The organism is Saccharomonospora glauca K62, from assembly GCF_000243395.2.
GTDB classification, from domain to species: domain Bacteria; phylum Actinomycetota; class Actinomycetes; order Mycobacteriales; family Pseudonocardiaceae; genus Saccharomonospora; species Saccharomonospora glauca.
This window is the reverse complement of sequence record NZ_CM001484.1, coordinates 3,734,547-3,751,496: the sequence shown is the minus strand read 5'-3', so window position 1 is coordinate 3,751,496 and position 16,950 is coordinate 3,734,547. Positions and strand designations below refer to the sequence as shown.

The following is a 16,950-nucleotide window of genomic DNA, read 5'->3' as shown; positions in this document are numbered from 1 at the left end:
CGTGTCGAGGGGAAGAACACGTCCGTGACCGAATCGCCCAAAGGCTCGTCGTCCGGATCGCTCTCCGGGCTGGTGTCCACCCTGCTGTCCGACCCCGCCGTGCGTGGCGTCGTGGAACGCGCGGATGCCCCACTCCTTGATCTCGACGGCCCCGGTGCCGTGCATCAGGTGGTGGTGGCCGCGCTGGCCGCCGAGCAGGGCGCGAACCGTCCCGTCCTGGCCATCACCCCGACCGGGCGGCAGGCCGACGAGCTGACCGCCGCGCTCGTCAGCCTGCTCGGTGCGGAGGCGGTCGCCGACTTTCCCTCTTGGGAGACGTTGCCGCACGAGCGGCTGTCCCCGAGGGCCGACACGGTGGGCAAGCGGCTGGAGGTGCTCCGCCGACTCGCGAGCCCGGACCACGGTGGCCTGCGAGTGGTGGTGGCCACGGTGCGCAGCCTGATCCAACCCATGGCCCCCGGCCTCGGCGACCTGCACCCGGTCGAACTCCGGGTGGGGGAGGAGAACGACTTCGAGGAGGTGCTCCAGCGGCTCGTCGAGTTGGCCTACACCCGTGTCGACATGGTGGAAAAGCGCGGCGAGTTCGCCGTGCGCGGCGGGATCCTCGACGTGTTCGGTCCGACCGCGGAGCATCCCCACCGCATCGAGTTCTGGGGTGACGAGGTCAGTGAGATTCGTGCCTTCGCGGTGTCCGACCAGCGGTCGCTGCCGGGCGAGGTCTCCGAGGTGATCGCGCCGCCGTGTCGGGAGATCCTGCTGACCCCACAGGTCAAGGCGCGAGCGGCCGAACTGGCCCGCGAGCACGCGTCGAACACCCAGCTCGCCGAGATGCTCGGCAAGCTCGCCGACGGCGTCCCGTGCGAGGGCATGGAGGCGCTCATCCCCGTGCTGTGCGAGGGCGAGCTCCAGCTCCTCACCGACGCCATGCCGGAGGGCACGCACGTCGTGCTCGCCGACCCGGAGAAGATCCGCGCCAGGGCCGCCGATCTCGTGCGCACCGGTCAGGAGTTCCTGGAGGCGTCGTGGATGAGCGCGGCCGACGGCGGCGGGACGCCGATCGATCTCGGCGCTTCCGCCTACCGCGACCTCGACGAGGTCCGGTCGCACGCCACGGACACCAAGCGGTGCTGGTGGACGCTGTCGCAGCTCACGAGTGAGCACGACGCCCACCACGTGGCCATCGAGGCCGCGCCCGCGTACCGAGGGGAACTCGACCGGGTGGCCACCGACCTGCGTGCCCACACGGCCTCGGGCGGAGCCGCCGTGGTGGTGGTCGCGGGGTCGGGCACGGCGAAACGCGCCGTCGAGCAGCTCTCCGAGGCCGAGGTACCCGCGACGTTGGCGGCCGACGGCCTGACCGGCGAGCCGAAGCCGGGCGTGGTGACGGTGACCTGTGGCGGTGTCACCGACGGGTTCGTCGTTCCGGGCAGCGCGCTCGTCGTGCTGAGCGAGGCGGACATCACCGGCCGGGGCGCCACGGCCGGGCGGGCGCGAGTGGACCTGAACACCAAGATGCCGTCGCGGCGGCGCAACGCCGTCGACCCGCTCGCCCTGAAGGCGGGCGACTACGTGGTGCACGAGCAGCACGGCATCGGCCGGTTCGTCGAGATGGTGCGGCGCACGGTGGGCGGAGCCACCCGCGAGTACCTCGTGCTGGAGTACGCGCCGTCGAAGCGGGGGCATCCCGGCGACCGACTGTTCGTGCCGACGGACCAGCTCGACGAGGTGTCGCGCTACGTCGGTGGCGAGCTGCCCACGCTGAACAAGCTCGGTGGCTCCGACTGGAAGAAGACCAAGGCCAAGGCCCGCAAGGCGGTCAAGGAGATCGCCGCCGAGCTCGTGCAGCTCTACGCGGCCCGGCAGGCCGCGCCCGGCCACGCGTTCGGCCCGGACACGCCGTGGCAACGGGAGCTGGAGGACGCCTTCCCCTTCACCGAGACCGCCGACCAGCTCGCCGCCATCGAAGAGGTCAAACGGGACATGGAGCGCCCGGTGCCCATGGACCGGGTGATCTGCGGTGACGTCGGCTACGGCAAGACTGAGATCGCCGTGCGGGCGGCGTTCAAGGCCGTGCAGGACGGCAAACAGGTCGTCGTGCTCGTGCCCACCACGCTGCTCGCCCAGCAGCACCTGGCGACGTTCTCCGAGCGCATGCGATCGTTCCCCGTGACCATCAAGGGGTTGTCGCGGTTCACCGACCCGAACGAGGCCGAGCAGGTGTTGAACGGTCTCGCCGACGGTGAGGTGGACATCGTCATCGGTACGCACCGGCTGTTGCAGTCCGGGGTGCGGTACAAGGACCTGGGCCTGGTGATCGTCGACGAGGAGCAGCGGTTCGGTGTCGAGCACAAGGAGCACATCAAGGCGCTGCGCACCCACGTCGACGTGCTGACGATGTCGGCGACCCCGATCCCGCGCACGCTGGAGATGAGCATGGCGGGCATCCGCGAGATGTCCACCATCCTCACCCCGCCCGAGGACCGGCACCCGATCCTCACCTACGTCGGCGCGTACGACGACAAGCAGGTGGCGGCGGCCATCCGCAGGGAACTGCTGCGCGACGGCCAGGTGTTCTACGTCCACAACAAGGTGTCGTCCATCGAGAAGGCGGCCCGCCACATCCGGGAGCTCGTGCCGGAGGCGCGCGTGGTGACCGCGCACGGCCAGATGAACGAACACCGTCTCGAACAGATCATCCAGGGCTTCTGGGAGCGCGAGTACGACGTCCTCGTGTGCACCACGATCGTCGAGACCGGATTGGACATCTCGAACGCGAACACGTTGATCGTGGAGCGGGGCGACCTGCTGGGGCTTGCGCAGCTGCACCAGCTGCGGGGCCGGGTCGGCCGGGGCCGCGAGCGCGGCTACGCGTACTTCCTGTACCCGCCGGACAAGCCGTTGACCGAGACCGCGCACGACCGACTCGCCACCATCGCCCAGAACACCGAGCTGGGCGCCGGCATGGCGGTGGCGATGAAGGACCTGGAGATCCGTGGCGCGGGCAACATCCTCGGCGCCGAGCAGTCCGGCCACATCGCGGGTGTCGGGTTCGACCTCTACGTGCGGCTCGTGGGCGAGGCGGTGGACGTGTTCCGCAAGCACGCGGGCGCGGGTGCCGTCGAGGAGGAGCCCACCCCGACGGAGGTGCGGGTGGACCTGCCGGTGGACGCGCACATCCCCCACGACTACGTGCCGGGCGAGCGGTTGCGGCTGGAGGCCTACCGCAAGATCGCGGCGGCGGCGGACGCCACCGAGCTCGACGCGGTGCGGGAGGAACTGCTCGACCGCTACGGACGACTGCCCGCGCCGGTGGAGCGGTTGCTCGCGGTGGCCGCGTTCCGGCAGGTGTGTCGCGAGGCGGGGGTCACCGAGGTCACGGTGCAGGGCAACAACATCCGGTTCGCGCCGATGAAGCTGGCGGACTCGCAACAGGTGCGGCTGAAGCGGCTGTATCCGAAGGCGGTGTTCAAGGCCGTCACGAACACGGTGTCGGTGCCCCGGCCCACCGAGGGCCCGGCGGGCGGTCGCATCGGCGCCCCGGTGTTGCGCGACGAGGCCCTGCTCGACTGGTGCACCACGTTCGTCCGGTCGCTGACGAAGCAGCCCACCGCCGTCGGGGCGTGATACGCGGACACACGAGTGTCACGTGGTCTTGCGGTGACGCATGGGGTGTGTGAGAAAGTACGCGCTGTGATTCGGACCATCCGTCGCCCCTCCGGCCGCTCCCACCCGTTGCGGCGTTCCTTCGGCCTCGTCCTGACCCTCGTGACCGCGTTCGTGCTCACCGCGTGCGGTTCGGGCCCGAGCACGGTGAACGTCGCCGCCGTCGTCGGCGAGCGCACGATCGCGCTCGACGACGTGCAGTCCGAGATCCAGTGGCTGCTCGACCACTCGCCGCTGGCCCAGGAGGCCCAGCAGCAGCGCAGGGTCGATCGGATCAGCCGGGAGGTCGTGCGCGGCAGGATCGTGCACGAGCTGCTCACGGTCGCCGAACGGCGGGAGAACCTGCGGGTCGACGAGACGGAGGTGGACACGCTCATCGAGCGCAGCGGTGGTCTGGAGGCCGCGGCCAAGGACATCGCCGTGGAGCCCTCGCGGGTGCGCACGGTGGCGCGCGACCAGGTGTTGCTCCAGGAACTCGGCGAGGCGTACCGGGACCGCGTGACCGTCCACTTCGTCGGCGCGAAGATCACCGAGTCGAGCGTCGAGCTCACCGACTCCGAGGCCGCGCGCGAGCTGGGCAGGCGCATCGCGGCCGACCCCGGCAACGTCGAGGAGATCGTGCGGGAATCCGGCCACGAGGTGATCGACCAGCGCCTGTCGCTGTCGGAGGCGTTGACTCAGGACCCGGAGCTCGCGATCAGCGCCGTGTTCGGCGCGCGGGAGGGGTCCGTCGTCGTGCTTCAGCCCAGCCAGCAGCAGGTGGGTTGGCTGGTGGCCCTCATCAAGGAGCGCACGGTGGAGGAGGGGACCGGGCAGCCCTCCGCCGAGCCGATCGACTCCCGGCTGCTGTACTGGGTGGGCCTGCGGCAGCTCCAGCCGATCGCCGACGAACTCGGCGTGGAGGTCAATCCGCGTTTCGGTGTCTGGGACAGCGTGGCCCTCGCCCCGGCACCGAGTGAGGACGAGGTGGTCGGCTACCAGTGGGAGTCCCGTACTGTGCAGCCATGACCTCGTTTGGGACCGCGACGGCCACGGTCGTGCTGGTGTCGCCCGCCATGCCCGGCACCCTGCCCGCCGCGGCGTGGCCCGCGTTGAGAACGGCCGAGGCGGTCTACGCGGCGGCGGACCTGCCCGAGGAGACTCGGGTGGCACTCGACGCCAAGGCGGCGCCGCACCCCGACGAACTCGCGCGCCTTTCCCGGGTCGTGCTGGTGGCCACGAGCACGGACGAACCGGGAGCGGCCGAACTCATTCGGCGGGGAGCGACGGTCGTCGAGGCGCCCGTGCCTCCACTCGTGCGGGCCGCCGAGGTCATGGACCGGCTGCGTTCTCCGGGCGGCTGCCCCTGGGACGCCGCGCAGACCCACGAATCGCTGCTGCAGTACCTCGTGGAGGAGACCTACGAGCTCCTCGACGCGATCGAGGAGGGCGACCGCACGGCGATGCGTGAGGAGCTCGGCGACGTGTTGCTCCAGGTGCTGTTCCACGCCCGTGTCGCCGCCGAGCACGACACCGACCCGTTCGACATCGACGAGGTCGCCGACGGGCTCGTCACCAAGCTCGTCAATCGCCACCCTCACGTGTTCACCGGCGCCGAGCAGGTGCACACCCCGGAACACCAGCAACAACGCTGGGAACAGCTCAAGCAGGTCGAGAAACGACGCGACTCCGTCATCGACGGCGTGCCCCTCGGCCAGCCCGCGACGGCGTTGGCGGGCAAACTCGGTCAACGCACCGGACGGCGCGGGCTGCCGTTCGACCTGTTTCCGTCGGGTTCCGACGAGGGCGCGAAGCTGTTCCGCATCGCCGCCGCGGCGCGGCGGGCGGGGGTGGACCCGGAGGGCGCCTTGCGCGCCACGGCGAAGGAGTTCGCGGCGAAGGTCCGGGCCGCCGAGCGCGCCGCGCGGGAGCACGGCGTCGACCCCGCCACGCTCGACGCCGACGGTTGGCGCCGGTTCTGGCCGCGCGGCTGACGCCGGCCGCCTAGCCCTTGCGGTCCAACGCCACTCGCGCCGCCACCTGCCCGAGCGCGTCCTGGTACTCCGGGACCGGGTTCATCGCGGTGGCCATGCGGAGCTGGGCCAGGGCTTCCACCATCCTGCCGAGCCGCTGCAACGTGCGACCGAGGACGAATCGCGCGTAGTGGTCGGACGGGTCGAGCTCCAGGACCCGGTTCAACGCGCGTTCGGCACGTCTCAACTGCGCCGAGTGGAAGTACGCCCGACCCGCGAGCAGCTGCACGCTCGGCTTGTCGGCGTCGGAGTCGAGTAACGGCTGGAGCACCTTGAGTGCTTCGAGTGGGCGCCGACGCACCAGTTCCTCGGCCCGGCGGAAGGCCGCCAGCCGATCGTTCCCGGAGGACGCTCCGGGAAGCTGAGGCGAGGGTGCTTCGTCATCCATCGTCAATCGACGGTACCCGCGTGAGCGCGGTCTGCCGACCCTCTTTTTCGTCTCGAAACGGTGTTGTTCGGGCTCTTTCGTGCTGCTCGCCGCCCACCCGGCCGCGAGGGGACACGGAGGCGATCCGACGGGGGAGTGAAACCCCGAAACCCCGATGTGGTGGACTTGCACGTCATGAGCGACGAAGTCCCGAGGTATCTCGGCCTCGCGCCGTACCTGTACTACACCGACGCCACCGAGGCCGTGGAGTGGCTGACACGGGTGTTCGGCTTCCGCGAGAAGGTGCGTTACGTCGATGCCGCGGGCGAGGTGTTCCAGGCCACCCTGCTGGCGGGCGACGCGGAGGTGCAGGTGACCGCCGTCGACTCCACCTACTGGGAGGCCAAGGGTGTCGACGGGCCGGTCGGGCAGCTCAACGTCGTGTACGTGGACGACGTCGACGCCCAGTACGAGCGGGTGCGGGAGGCGGTGGGCGAGTCCGTGGAACTCACCACCCCGCAGGACCAGCCCTACGGTGCGCGGCTGTTCACGGTGCAGGACGTCGGCGGCAACAGCTGGACGTTCTGGCAGCGCATCTCCGACACCGTCGACCTGCCGGTGGGTTGGCAGGAGATCCGCGCCGACGACGCCTCCGACGGGCAGGCCGGCACGAACGGCGCCGCCTCGGAGAGCGGGGCGGGAAGTGACTCCGACCTGGGCTGACGATCCCGCGGGGGTCGGCCTGGCTCCGTCCCGGCGCCGCGGACGGCTAGGCTGAAACCGTCGGCCGCGCCGCGAGGGCGTGGTGTGTCCGCGAGGCCCATGCAGTGGCGACAACCGGATGAGGAGCTGAGTGTGGCGGTTATCGAGCAGGTAGGCGCGCGGGAGATTCTGGACTCGCGTGGCAACCCCACGGTCGAGGTCGAGGTCGCCCTTGATGACGGCACGCTGGCGAGGGCCGCGGTGCCCTCGGGTGCGTCCACGGGCGAGCACGAGGCCGTGGAGCTGCGTGACGGTGACACGAAGCGTTACAACGGCAAGGGCGTCGAGCGGGCGGTCGCGGCCGTGTGCGACGAGATCGGACCGGCCCTGACGGGCGTGGAGGCCGTCGAGCAGCGCATTGTCGACCAGAAGCTGCTCGACCTCGACGGCACTCCCGACAAGAGCAGGCTCGGCGCGAACGCGATCCTCGGGGTGTCGCTGGCCGTGGCCAAGGCGGCGGCCGACTCCGCCGAACTGGAGCTGTTCCGCTACCTCGGCGGGCCGAACGCGCACGTGCTGCCCGTGCCGATGATGAACATCCTGAACGGCGGCGCGCACGCCGACACCGATGTGGACATCCAGGAGTTCATGATCGCGCCGATCGGCGCCGAGTCGTTCCGTGAGGCGCTGCGGTGGGGCGCCGAGACCTACCACGCGCTGAAGTCGGTGCTGAAGAGCAAGGGGCTGGCCACGGGCCTCGGGGACGAGGGCGGATTCGCCCCCAGCCTGCCCAACAACCGCGAGGCGCTGGATCTGATCCTCGCCGCCATCGAGAAGGCCGGGTACCGGCCGGGGCGGGACATCGCGCTGGCTCTCGACGTCGCCGCGACGGAGTTCTTCTCCGACGGCACCTACTCCTTCGAGGGCAGCAAGCGCACTGCCGAGGAGATGGCCTCCTACTACACCGAGCTGCTCGACGCCTACCCATTGGTGTCGATCGAGGACCCGCTGGCGGAGGACGACTGGGACGGCTGGGTGCGGCTGACCTCGGACCTCGGTGAGCGGGTGCAGCTCGTGGGCGACGACCTGTTCGTCACCAACCCCGACCGGCTCGAGGAGGGCATCTCCCGTGGCGCGGCCAACGCGCTGCTGGTGAAGGTGAACCAGATCGGCACCCTGTCCGAGACGCTCGACGCGGTGCAGCTCGCGACCTCCTGCGGCTACAAGTCGATGATGAGCCACCGCTCCGGCGAGACCGAGGACACCACGATCGCCGACCTCGCCGTCGCGACCGGCGTCGGACAGATCAAGACCGGTGCTCCCGCCCGAAGCGAGCGCGTCGCCAAGTACAACCAGCTCCTGCGGATCGAGGAGACGCTCGCCGACGCCGCGCGGTACGCGGGTGACCTCGCCTTCCCGAGGTTCAACCCGGAGAGCTGAGCGGGCGTGGCCGAGCGGGGCAGGTCTCGGAGCAGGCGCGGTGGGGGAAAGGGAGATCGCTCCGTCCCCCGCCGCCCCCGCGGAGTACGCAAGGAACGCCGGGTCGCCCGGCTGCGGCGTCTCGGAGCGGGCCGGGTGGCCGACGCCGCCAAGGCACTCGGCCTGTCCACCACCCGACGGGCCGCGCTCGTGGCCATCGTGGTGTGCGCGTTGGCCTTCACCATCGCCGTCCCGCTGCGCACGTACCTGGCGCAGCGGGCGAACGTGGCCGCGCAGGAACGCGAGGTCGCGGAGCTGGAGGCCGAGGTCGACCGCCTGGAGAAGCGACGTGCCGAACTGCAGGACCCCGCGCAGGTGGAGGCGGAGGCACGCCGCAGGCTGCGCTACGTGATGCCGGGGGAGACGCCGTACATCGTGCAGTTCCCCGACAGCCGGGCGCGGCAGGGTTCCGGCACCGACGAACGCTCCGTCGAGCCGGAGCCGTGGTACGAGATGTTGTGGAACAGCGTTACGGAGAGGTGAGTCCCATCGAGTTCGAGCCGGTGACCGACACTGACCGCGAGGTCATCAGGCAGCAGTTGGGCAGGCCGCCTCGCGCACTGCGCGCGATCGCGGCTCGCTGCCCCAGCGGCCATCCCTCCGTGGTGCAGACCAACCCTCGCCTCGAGGACGGCACCCCGTTCCCCACCTTGTACTACCTGACGTGCCCCACGCTGACGTCGATGGTGGGCAGGCTGGAGGCCTCCGGGATCATGCGGGAGATGACCGCGCGTCTTGCCGAGGACCCCGAACTCGCGGAGGCGTACCGGCAGGCGCACGAGTCGTATCTCGCGCAGCGCGACGCCATCGAGTCGCTGGGCCACCAGGTGACCGCGGGTGGGATGCCGACGCGGGTCAAGTGCCTGCACGTCCACCTCGCGCACACCCTCGCGTGCGGTATTGGCGTGAACCCATTCGGTGACGAAACGCTTCGCTTGTTGCGCGAGGACGGGTGGCCGCTCGGTGATTGCGCGCAGTCACGCTAGTCCAACCGGGGTAATCAGCGTTTGATCTCCTCCCAAGAGGGTGAAACGTCCACAGGGTTTGCGGCAGGCTGTGCCTCGAAACGACTCGTGTGGTCGGTGGGAGGGTTCGATCTTGGGAGCTGGCGGAGGGACGGGCGCGGTCGGACGATCCGGCATCGGACGCAAGGCCACGATCGCGGTACTCAGCGGTTCCCTGGCCATACTTCCCGCTCTCGTCGTCAGCGACAGCACCGCGCGCCTGTTCGGTCTTGCGGAGGACCGGACCACGGCCGCACCGCTTCTGGGCGGTAGCTCTCCCGAGCTGAGCCCGATGTCGGTGGACGGCAGCCTGCCCGACTCGGTGCTTCCCGAGGAACTGCAAGTCCCCGAGGAGGAGGAACCGTCCTCGGGATCGTTCGGTATCCCGGAGTCGGTGCTCGCCGCCTACAAGAAGGCCGCCGCGCGGGTCGCCGCCGAGTATCCGGGATGCAACATCGACTGGGCGTTGCTCGCCAGCATCGGGCGCATCGAGTCGAACCACGCTCGTGGCGGCTATGTCGACACGGCCGGTGACACGCTCGAACCCATACTCGGGCCGGTGCTCGACGGTCAGGGTGACGTGGCCGCGATCCCCGACACCGACGGGGGCCGGTACGACGGGGACACCACGTGGGACCGCGCGGTCGGCCCCATGCAGTTCATCCCGTCGACCTGGGCCCGGTACGCCGCCGACGGCAACGGCGACGGGGTCGCCGATCCCAACAACATCCACGACGCCGCGCTCGCGGCCGGACGTTACCTCTGCTCCGGCGGCCTCGACCTGTCGGACTCCCAGCAGCTTCGTACCGCCATCTACCGCTACAACAACTCGTGGGCGTACGTGGACGCGGTGATCCGTTGGGCCAAGGCGTACCGCAATGGTGTGCTCACGCTGCCCGACAGCGAGCTGCCCGCTGCCGTGCCGGAGACCCTGCTCGCCCACGGCGTGGGCTCGGGACACGACGTGTCCTCCGGGGCTCAGTTGCCGTCGGGCGGGCCGAAGCCGGACGAGCCGACGCAGCCGTCGCCGCCCGCGCCGACACTGCCCGGCGAGGTGACCGAGCCCGAGAAGCCGGACGACACCGACTCCCCCACGTCGCCGCCGGAGTCGAGTGACCCGGCCGAGCCGCCGGAGTCGAGTGACCCGGCCGAGCCGCCGGAGTCGGAGGAGCCGACCGATCCCCCGGGGACTGGGGAGCCGACTGATCCGCCGGAGACGGGTGACCCCACTGATCCGCCGGAGACTGGGGAGCCGTCCGACCCGCCGGAGACGGGTGACCCCACTGATCCCCCGGAGACGGGCGACCCGACCGAGCCCCCGGAGACGGGCGATCCGACCGAGCCGCCGGAGTCGGAGGAGCCGACCGACCCCGGTTGCGAACCGGACGAGGACTCGAACAAGCCCGAGGAAGGGGAGACCCCGGAGGAGACGTCGAAGCCGAGCATGTCTTCGTCCTCCGAGCCGCGTGCCGACGGCACCGGTTCCTCCACCGAGGAAGACCCCACCGAGCCTTCGTGCGAGGACGAGGAGGACCCGGAGGAGGCCCCCACGACGCCGGAGCCGACGCAAGGAACGAAGGAGTCGGACGAGGATTAGGGTTGCTGGCATGCCACGCGTAGCTGCCATCGACTGCGGGACCAACTCCATCCGACTGCTCGTCGCCGAGCTGACGCACCGGCACGACGGAAGCGTCGACCTTCGGGACCTTCACCGTGAGATGCGTATCGTGCGGCTCGGCCAGGGCGTCGACGCCACGGGGCGGCTCGCGCCCGAGGCGCTGGAACGCACGCGGGAGGCGCTCAAGGCGTACGCGGTCGCGGCGCGGCGCAAGGGAGTCGAGCGGTTGCGCATGGTCGCCACCTCGGCCACCCGTGACGCGAGCAATCGCGACGAGTTCTTCTCGATGACGAAGCAGTTGCTCGGCACCGAGGCCGAGGTGATCACCGGGGACGAGGAGGCTCGCCTGTCGTTCGCCGGGGCGGTGGGCGAACAGGACTACGAGGACGGTCCCTTCCTGGTGGTGGACATCGGTGGCGGCTCCACCGAGCTGGTGCTCGGCGCGTGGGACGGCCGCGAGGCCGACGTGTGGGCGGCGAAGTCGGTGGACATCGGGTGTGTGCGGCTCACCGAACGCGTACTGCGGTCGGACCCGCCCACGGCCGAGCAGATCGCCGAGGCCGAGGAGCTGATCGCTTCCACGTTGGAGCCCGCGTTCGAGGCCGTGGACGTGTCGAAGGCGAACCGCTGGATCGGCGTCGCGGGCACCGTCACGACGTTGTCGGCGATCGCCCAGAAGCTGCCCGAGTACGACTCGGAGCGCACGCACCTGTCGACGCTCTCCCGTGCCGATGTGGAAACCGTGGTGGCCGATCTGCTGGCCTCCGACCACGCCACGCGCGCGGCGAATCCCGTCATCCACCCCGGCAGGGTGGACGTCATCGGCGGTGGTGGCCTGATCGTGCGGGTGCTCGCCGAGCAGATCGCCCAGCGAGGCGGGCCCGCCGACTCGCTGGTGGTGAGCGAACACGACATCCTGGACGGCATAGCGCTCTCCCTGGCCTGACGCAGCCTGCGCACGCGTGTCCGCACTTCCCGTACGCGTGTCCGCAGGCTACGCACGGGTGTCCGCACTTCCCGTACACCGGGGAGGCGTTGGTCGGCGGCGTGCCGGAAAGGGGAACCCTGGTAGGGACGAACACCCGAAACACACTTCACGGGCGAGGTCTCCGGCGTTCCGCAAGGACGACACACAGGTTGCCGAGGACGCGTCGGTGGTGGTGAGGGCTCCACATCGGTGTGTTTCACCACCACCGACCGCCGTCGGGGCATCCGCTATCGGTTCGAGCTGTTCACGATGAACTCCGCCAGGTCACGCGACTGCTGGATCCGCGAAGGCTCGTGGACGTACATCATGTGGCCCGCCGGGTAGTAAGCGGTGTCGATGTTGCTCCGCAGCTCGCGAGGAATCCGGAGCTGTGCGAGGACGTGTTCGGCGGCGTAGTGCGGCGTGGCGCCGTCGTAGTAGCCGAACGCGACGTGGACCTTCAGGTGCGGATTGGCCCGCATGGCCGACGACAGGTCCTCCACCACGGAGATCGGCCGCCCCTCGAAGTCCGAATAGGACCATTCCCGGTTGACGTCGAGCGACAGGATCTCGTACGGAAGATCGTTGGCGTAGCCGAGTTCGGCGCGCACGTAGTGGTTGAACGCCGCCGAGTACGCGCCGATGATGCGGGAGATCGACGCGTCGTCGCTCATGTTCTCGCGTCCGCCGTCGGGTTCCCACGTGGTGAACCGGCCGTCCATGCGGCCCGTGGTCAGCCCTCGATCACGCAGCAGCTCGGTGAAGAAGCGCACGTGCTCGATGCGAAGGTCAACTCGGTCTACATAGGACTCGGAGAGTCCGGTGAGTCGGGCGAGCCGTGAGACAATGTCGGCGCGTTCCTCCTCCGACAGTCGGGAACCGCGTGCCAGAGCCCACGGCAGATCACGCGAGGCGAACTCCTCCGCCTCGGCCAGCACCTCGTCCAACGGGCGGTCGCCGTGCTTGCCGTGGTAGTGCGCGATGGCCGCATACGTCGGCACGTACAGCGAGTAGGGCAGGTCATTGCCCTCGTTGAACATCACCGTGCCCATGTCCAACACGGACGAGATCAGCAGCAGACCGTTCAGGTAGAGCCCGTGCCGCTGCTGGAGGTGAGAGGCCAGCGCGGCGGCACGCACGGTGCCGTACGACTCGCCCGCCACGAACTTCGGGGACAGCCACCGCTGGTTACGCGACGTCCACAGGCGGATCACCTCGCCCACGGCCTCCACGTCGGGCGTGAAACCGTGGTACTCCTTCGGCTTCTCGCCCTCGACGGTGCGCGAGTAGCCCGTGGACACGGGGTCGATGAACACGAGGTCGGTGTGCGCGAGCAGCGTCTCGGTGTTGTCCACCAGCCGGTACGGCGGCGGCTCGGGGGTGTCGACGTCGCCCGAGACCACGCGACGCGGCCCGAACAGGCCCATGTGCAGCCAGATGCTGGACGAGCCGGGGCCGCCGTTGAACGCGAACGTCACCGGACGGGAGCTCGGCTCCGCGCCGTCGAGCGTGTACGACGTGAGGAACACCTCGGCCTTGGGCTTGTGCCCGTCGAAGGTGCCGTCCTTGAGCACTTCCTTGCGGAGCACGATGCGGCCCGTGCTGGCGGTGTAGGAGAGCTCCCGGTCGCCGAGCGACAGGGTGTGGTGGGTGGTGACCACGTCGTCGCGCGGTTCGGCGGGCTTGGAGTCCTTGGCGTCCGAGGAGGTTCGCGCGTCCTCGCTGATCTTGTCTGGCATGCGACCAACGTATGTCACGGGACAATGGTTCGGTGAGTGTCTCGTGGAAGTCGTTGGCCCAGCTCGATGCCGCCGTCAGCCGGTGCCGCGCGTGCCCTCGCCTCGTGGAGTGGCGTGAGCACGTGGCGAGAACGAAGCGTGCCGCGTTCGCCGACCAGACCTACTGGGGGCGTCCCGTACCCGGTTTCGGGCCCGACGACGCGGCCCTGGTCATCGTGGGGCTCGCGCCGGCCGCGCACGGCGGGAACCGTACGGGCCGCATGTTCACGGGCGACCGCTCCGGAGACGTCCTCTACCGCGCGCTCTACGACGTCGGTCTCGCCTCGCAGCCCACGGCGACGCACCGCGACGACGGCCTCACCCTGCGGGGCACCCGCATCACGGCGCCCGTGCATTGCGCACCGCCCGCGAACAAGCCGACGCCCGCCGAACGCGACACGTGCCGCCACTGGTTGGCCGATGAACTCGCGCTGCTACGTCCGACGCTGAAGGCGGTGGTCGTGCTGGGGGCGTTCGGCTGGCAGGCCTTGTTGCCCGTGCTCGCCGAAGCCGGGTGGACGCTCCCACGGCCGAGGCCGAAGTTCGGCCACGGCGTTCATGTCACCCTCGACGGATCGCCGCCGCTGCACCTGCTCGGCTGCTACCACGTGTCGCAGCAGAACACATTCACCGGCAAGTTGACGCCGGCCATGCTGCGGTCGGTGCTGTCGGAAGCCGCGTCACTGGCCGGGCTCGGCTGAGGCCTCGGGGGAGCGGCGGAAGCCGTAATGGCGTTTCACCTCGGCGACGTGGACCTCGAACTCCTCGTATCACCGAGGAAACCGGGCTGTTGCGCTGCGAGCCGCGTCATCCGCTCGGCCACGTCGCCGTAGTCGTGGGTGCCGTTGGTGAGCCGTGAGGTGAAGATCACTGCGTAGTACGGCGGGTCCGGGAACGTTCGTTTCGGCGAGTGCATGGGTGTGGTTGTAGTGCCGGGGGCCGACAATCTCGCACTCACGGTGGCAATCCGGTGACCAAAAGTGCCCGTCGGGGGCGTCGCACTCGGGCGTCGACTGAATCGTTTGGGTAGCGTGGCGACGCTGGTCACAGCCGAGGAGGGGTATCTAACACTCGCTATATGGCAGTGCGACTATGAGGACATGGCAGTCAAGTCGGAACCGACGCGGATCCTGATCCTCGGTGGCGGATACGTCGGCTTGTACACGGCCCTCGGGCTGCAGAAGAAGCTGCGAGCCAACGAGGCGTCCGTGACCGTCGTCGACCCGCAGCCGCACATGACCTACCAGCCCTTCCTGCCGGAGGCGGCTGCCGGGTCCATCGAGCCACGCCACGTGGTCGTGCCGCTGCGTAGGGTGCTCCGGCGCTGCCACATCCTCTCCGCGCGCGTGACCTCCATCGAGCACGCCAACAAGACCGTCACGGTGGAGGCTCCCGACGGCCACATCGAGCAGCTCAACTACGACATCCTCGTAGTGGCGCTCGGTTCCGTTGCCCGACTGCTGCCGATCCCCGGCCTTGCCGAGCACGGAATCTCCCTCAAGACCATCGGCGAGGCCACCTACCTGCGCAACCACGTCCTCACGAAGCTGGACGAGGCCGCGAGCACCCTCGACCCCGAGCTGCGCAAGCGGCTGCTCACGTTCACCGTCGTCGGCGGCGGGTTCGCGGGTATCGAGGCGCTGGCCGAGCTGGAGGACATGACTCGCGACGCCTGCCGCTACTACCAGAACATCAAGCCGGAGGACATCCGGTGGGTGCTCGTGGAGGCGGCCGGACGCATCCTCCCCGAGGTGCGTGAGACGCTCGGTGTCTGGACGGCCGAGCAGCTGGAGAAGCGCGGCATCGAGATCTACCTGTCGACCGCGGCGAAGTCGTTTGAGAACGGCCACGTCGTGCTCTCCGACGGCACGGAGTTCGACAGCGACACGATCATCTGGACCGCCGGCGTGAAGGCGAACCCGGTGGTCGCCAGCTCCGACCTGCCCACGGACAAGCGAGGCAGGCTGCAGGCGACGGCGGCGCTGCAGGTGGTGGGACACCCGGACGTCTGGACCGCCGGTGACGTCGCCGCGGTGCCCGACCTGTCGCGCACCGAGGCCGACCCCACGGCGACCTGCCCGCCCAACGCCCAGCACGCGGTGCGTCAGGCCCGCCACATGGCCAAGAACATCATCCGGGTCCTCCGGGGCGGAAAGCCGACGGACTACTACCACAAGAACCTCGGTGCCGTGGCCGGTCTCGGTCTTCACAAGGGCGTCGCCGACGTCCTGAAGATGAAGATCAAGGGCTTCCCGGCGTGGCTGTTCCACCGCGCCTACCACGTCAAGGCGATGCCGACCTTCAACCGCAAGGTGCGCATCCTGCTCGGCTGGGCGCTCAGTGGTCTGTTCAAGCGCGAGACCGTCGCGCTCGGCCAGGTCAACAACCCGAAGGAAGAGTTCGCCAGGGCTTCTCGCTCGTAGGTTGGAGCGGGGGCATAAAGTAAGCCTTGCCCCCGTAGCCCAACCGGCAGAGGCGGTCGACTTAAAATCGACTCAGTGCGGGTTCGAGTCCCGTCGGGGGCACCAAAAGCCCAGGTCAACAAGCCCCCGGCGGGGTCGGACAAGATCGAAGTCCCCACTTACGCCCCGTGTATCGGTAACTCACGCACGACGTTCCCCGGCACTGCCGACGCGTCGGGTGGCGAGGCGTTCCGGTTCATGTCGGCGTGCTGGTAAGGCACGTTCGAGCGGCTCGGCGGCGCCATGTGCTTCGCGGGCGCCCCTGGAGCGACCTCGACCGGTCCCGCCTGCTTCGGTGGCTCGGGCCGGTCCTCGTTCTTTCCGTCGGAGACTCGTGTGAGAACCACACCGAGTGCGATGACGTCTACCTTCGCAGCCATCGCCGGACCAGCGACGTGCTCTTCGGGTCGCGGATCGCCGCGGTGAGCGCGGTGGCGTACAGGCTCCACGCGAGATATGGGGCGAGCAGCCCGGCGGCCACCGGATCGCGGCGCGCGGCGGTGGCGAGCTCGGCGGCGATCGTGGCGTCGAGTGCCGCGACCACCGCGAGCGAGAGCGTGCGGTCGCGGGCCACGAAGAACGCGCTGGGCCAGGCCGCGTTCAGGGCGAGCTGCCCGAGGTGCAGGCCCAGCGTCGTCCGCCCGGCCCGTTTCCGCCACAGCCTCCACCCGGCGACGCCGATGGCCGCGTACAGCACGCTCCAGACCGGCCCGAACACGCCCGCGGGCGGGGCCCAGCGGGGTTTGTCCAACTGCCGATAGACCTTCGGAGCCTTGGCGGAGCCCAGCGAGCCCAGCGCGGCGGCCGCCAGGGCCGAGCCCGCGGCGAAGACCAGTCCGTTCCCCGAACTCCGCATGGTTCGAGACTACTGCCGTCGAGGGGATCGAGCAGCGCGTTC

14 protein-coding genes and 1 tRNA gene are annotated in these 16,950 nt (G+C 69.8%); 12 read left to right on the top strand and 3 right to left on the bottom strand.

All coding sequences use genetic code 11. From position 1 onward, the window contains the following. Positions 1 to 24 precede the first annotated feature (24 nt). The 3 genes from mfd (at position 25) to SACGLDRAFT_RS17465 (ending at position 5,636) form a co-directional block, all read left to right on the top strand. The gene (gene mfd, locus SACGLDRAFT_RS17475; RefSeq protein WP_005466237.1) at positions 25 to 3,624 is read left to right on the top strand and encodes a transcription-repair coupling factor; all 3,600 of its coding nucleotides are present in this window, start codon (positions 25 to 27) and stop codon (positions 3,622 to 3,624) included. 66 nt (positions 3,625 to 3,690) lie between these two features. Then, positions 3,691 to 4,671: a hypothetical protein gene (locus SACGLDRAFT_RS17470; RefSeq protein WP_005466236.1), complete on the top strand. Its 981-nt coding sequence runs from the start codon at positions 3,691 to 3,693 to the stop codon at positions 4,669 to 4,671. After that, positions 4,668 to 5,636: a MazG family protein gene (locus tag SACGLDRAFT_RS17465; protein ID WP_005466235.1), complete on the top strand. Its 969-nt coding sequence runs from the start codon at positions 4,668 to 4,670 to the stop codon at positions 5,634 to 5,636. The genes SACGLDRAFT_RS17470 and SACGLDRAFT_RS17465 overlap by 4 nt, the downstream gene beginning before the upstream one ends. Before the next feature lie 10 nt (positions 5,637 to 5,646). On the opposite strand, the gene SACGLDRAFT_RS17460 is transcribed toward SACGLDRAFT_RS17465, so the two are convergent. Beyond that, positions 5,647 to 6,063, bottom strand: coding sequence for a tetratricopeptide repeat protein (locus SACGLDRAFT_RS17460; RefSeq protein WP_005466234.1), 417 nt, complete (start codon positions 6,061 to 6,063; stop codon positions 5,647 to 5,649). A gap of 174 nt (positions 6,064 to 6,237) precedes the next feature. On the opposite strand from SACGLDRAFT_RS17460, the gene SACGLDRAFT_RS17455 reads away from it, so the two are divergent. The 6 genes from SACGLDRAFT_RS17455 to SACGLDRAFT_RS17430 all read left to right on the top strand — a co-directional run bounded on the left by SACGLDRAFT_RS17455 (position 6,238) and on the right by SACGLDRAFT_RS17430 (position 11,791). Continuing rightward, entirely contained in the window at positions 6,238 to 6,765 is a 528-nt protein-coding gene (locus SACGLDRAFT_RS17455) for a VOC family protein (protein WP_005466233.1), read from the top strand. Positions 6,766 to 6,897: 132 nt separating this feature from the next. Beyond that, a complete protein-coding gene (gene eno, locus SACGLDRAFT_RS17450) occupies positions 6,898 to 8,184 on the top strand; it encodes a phosphopyruvate hydratase (protein ID WP_005466231.1) in 1,287 nt (428 codons plus the stop codon). 6 nt (positions 8,185 to 8,190) lie between these two features. Continuing rightward, positions 8,191 to 8,706: an FtsB family cell division protein gene (locus tag SACGLDRAFT_RS17445; protein ID WP_040919232.1), complete on the top strand. Its 516-nt coding sequence runs from the start codon at positions 8,191 to 8,193 to the stop codon at positions 8,704 to 8,706. Continuing rightward, entirely contained in the window at positions 8,682 to 9,209 is a 528-nt protein-coding gene (locus SACGLDRAFT_RS17440; RefSeq protein WP_005466227.1) for a DUF501 domain-containing protein, read from the top strand. The genes SACGLDRAFT_RS17445 and SACGLDRAFT_RS17440 overlap by 25 nt, the downstream gene beginning before the upstream one ends. A 112-nt stretch (positions 9,210 to 9,321) precedes the next feature. Further along, the gene (locus SACGLDRAFT_RS17435; RefSeq protein ID WP_005466225.1) at positions 9,322 to 10,824 is read left to right on the top strand and encodes a lytic murein transglycosylase; all 1,503 of its coding nucleotides are present in this window, start codon (positions 9,322 to 9,324) and stop codon (positions 10,822 to 10,824) included. A gap of 10 nt (positions 10,825 to 10,834) precedes the next feature. Then, the gene (locus SACGLDRAFT_RS17430) at positions 10,835 to 11,791 is read left to right on the top strand and encodes a Ppx/GppA phosphatase family protein (RefSeq protein WP_005466223.1); all 957 of its coding nucleotides are present in this window, start codon (positions 10,835 to 10,837) and stop codon (positions 11,789 to 11,791) included. Between the two features lie 269 nt (positions 11,792 to 12,060). Here the strand turns inward: SACGLDRAFT_RS17430 and SACGLDRAFT_RS17425 are convergent, their stop codons facing one another. After that, complete coding sequence (locus tag SACGLDRAFT_RS17425) at positions 12,061 to 13,551, bottom strand: S10 family peptidase (RefSeq protein ID WP_005466222.1); 1,491 nt, start codon at positions 13,549 to 13,551, stop codon at positions 12,061 to 12,063. A gap of 32 nt (positions 13,552 to 13,583) precedes the next feature. Here SACGLDRAFT_RS17425 and SACGLDRAFT_RS17420 point away from each other — a divergent pair, with 32 nt between their 5' ends. The 3 genes from SACGLDRAFT_RS17420 to SACGLDRAFT_RS17405 all read left to right on the top strand — a co-directional run bounded on the left by SACGLDRAFT_RS17420 (position 13,584) and on the right by SACGLDRAFT_RS17405 (position 16,118). Continuing rightward, positions 13,584 to 14,291, top strand: a complete 708-nt coding sequence (locus tag SACGLDRAFT_RS17420; protein ID WP_005466221.1) for a uracil-DNA glycosylase — start codon at positions 13,584 to 13,586, stop codon at positions 14,289 to 14,291. A 399-nt stretch (positions 14,292 to 14,690) separates the two neighbouring features. Next, positions 14,691 to 16,013, top strand: coding sequence for an NAD(P)/FAD-dependent oxidoreductase (locus SACGLDRAFT_RS17410; protein WP_040919227.1), 1,323 nt, complete (start codon positions 14,691 to 14,693; stop codon positions 16,011 to 16,013). Positions 16,014 to 16,041: 28 nt separating this feature from the next. Continuing rightward, a tRNA-Leu gene (locus tag SACGLDRAFT_RS17405) sits at positions 16,042 to 16,118 on the top strand. Positions 16,119 to 16,416: 298 nt separating this feature from the next. On the opposite strand, the gene SACGLDRAFT_RS17395 is transcribed toward SACGLDRAFT_RS17405, so the two are convergent. Further along, positions 16,417 to 16,908: a TspO/MBR family protein gene (locus tag SACGLDRAFT_RS17395; protein ID WP_005466218.1), complete on the bottom strand. Its 492-nt coding sequence runs from the start codon at positions 16,906 to 16,908 to the stop codon at positions 16,417 to 16,419. Positions 16,909 to 16,950 lie beyond the last annotated feature (42 nt).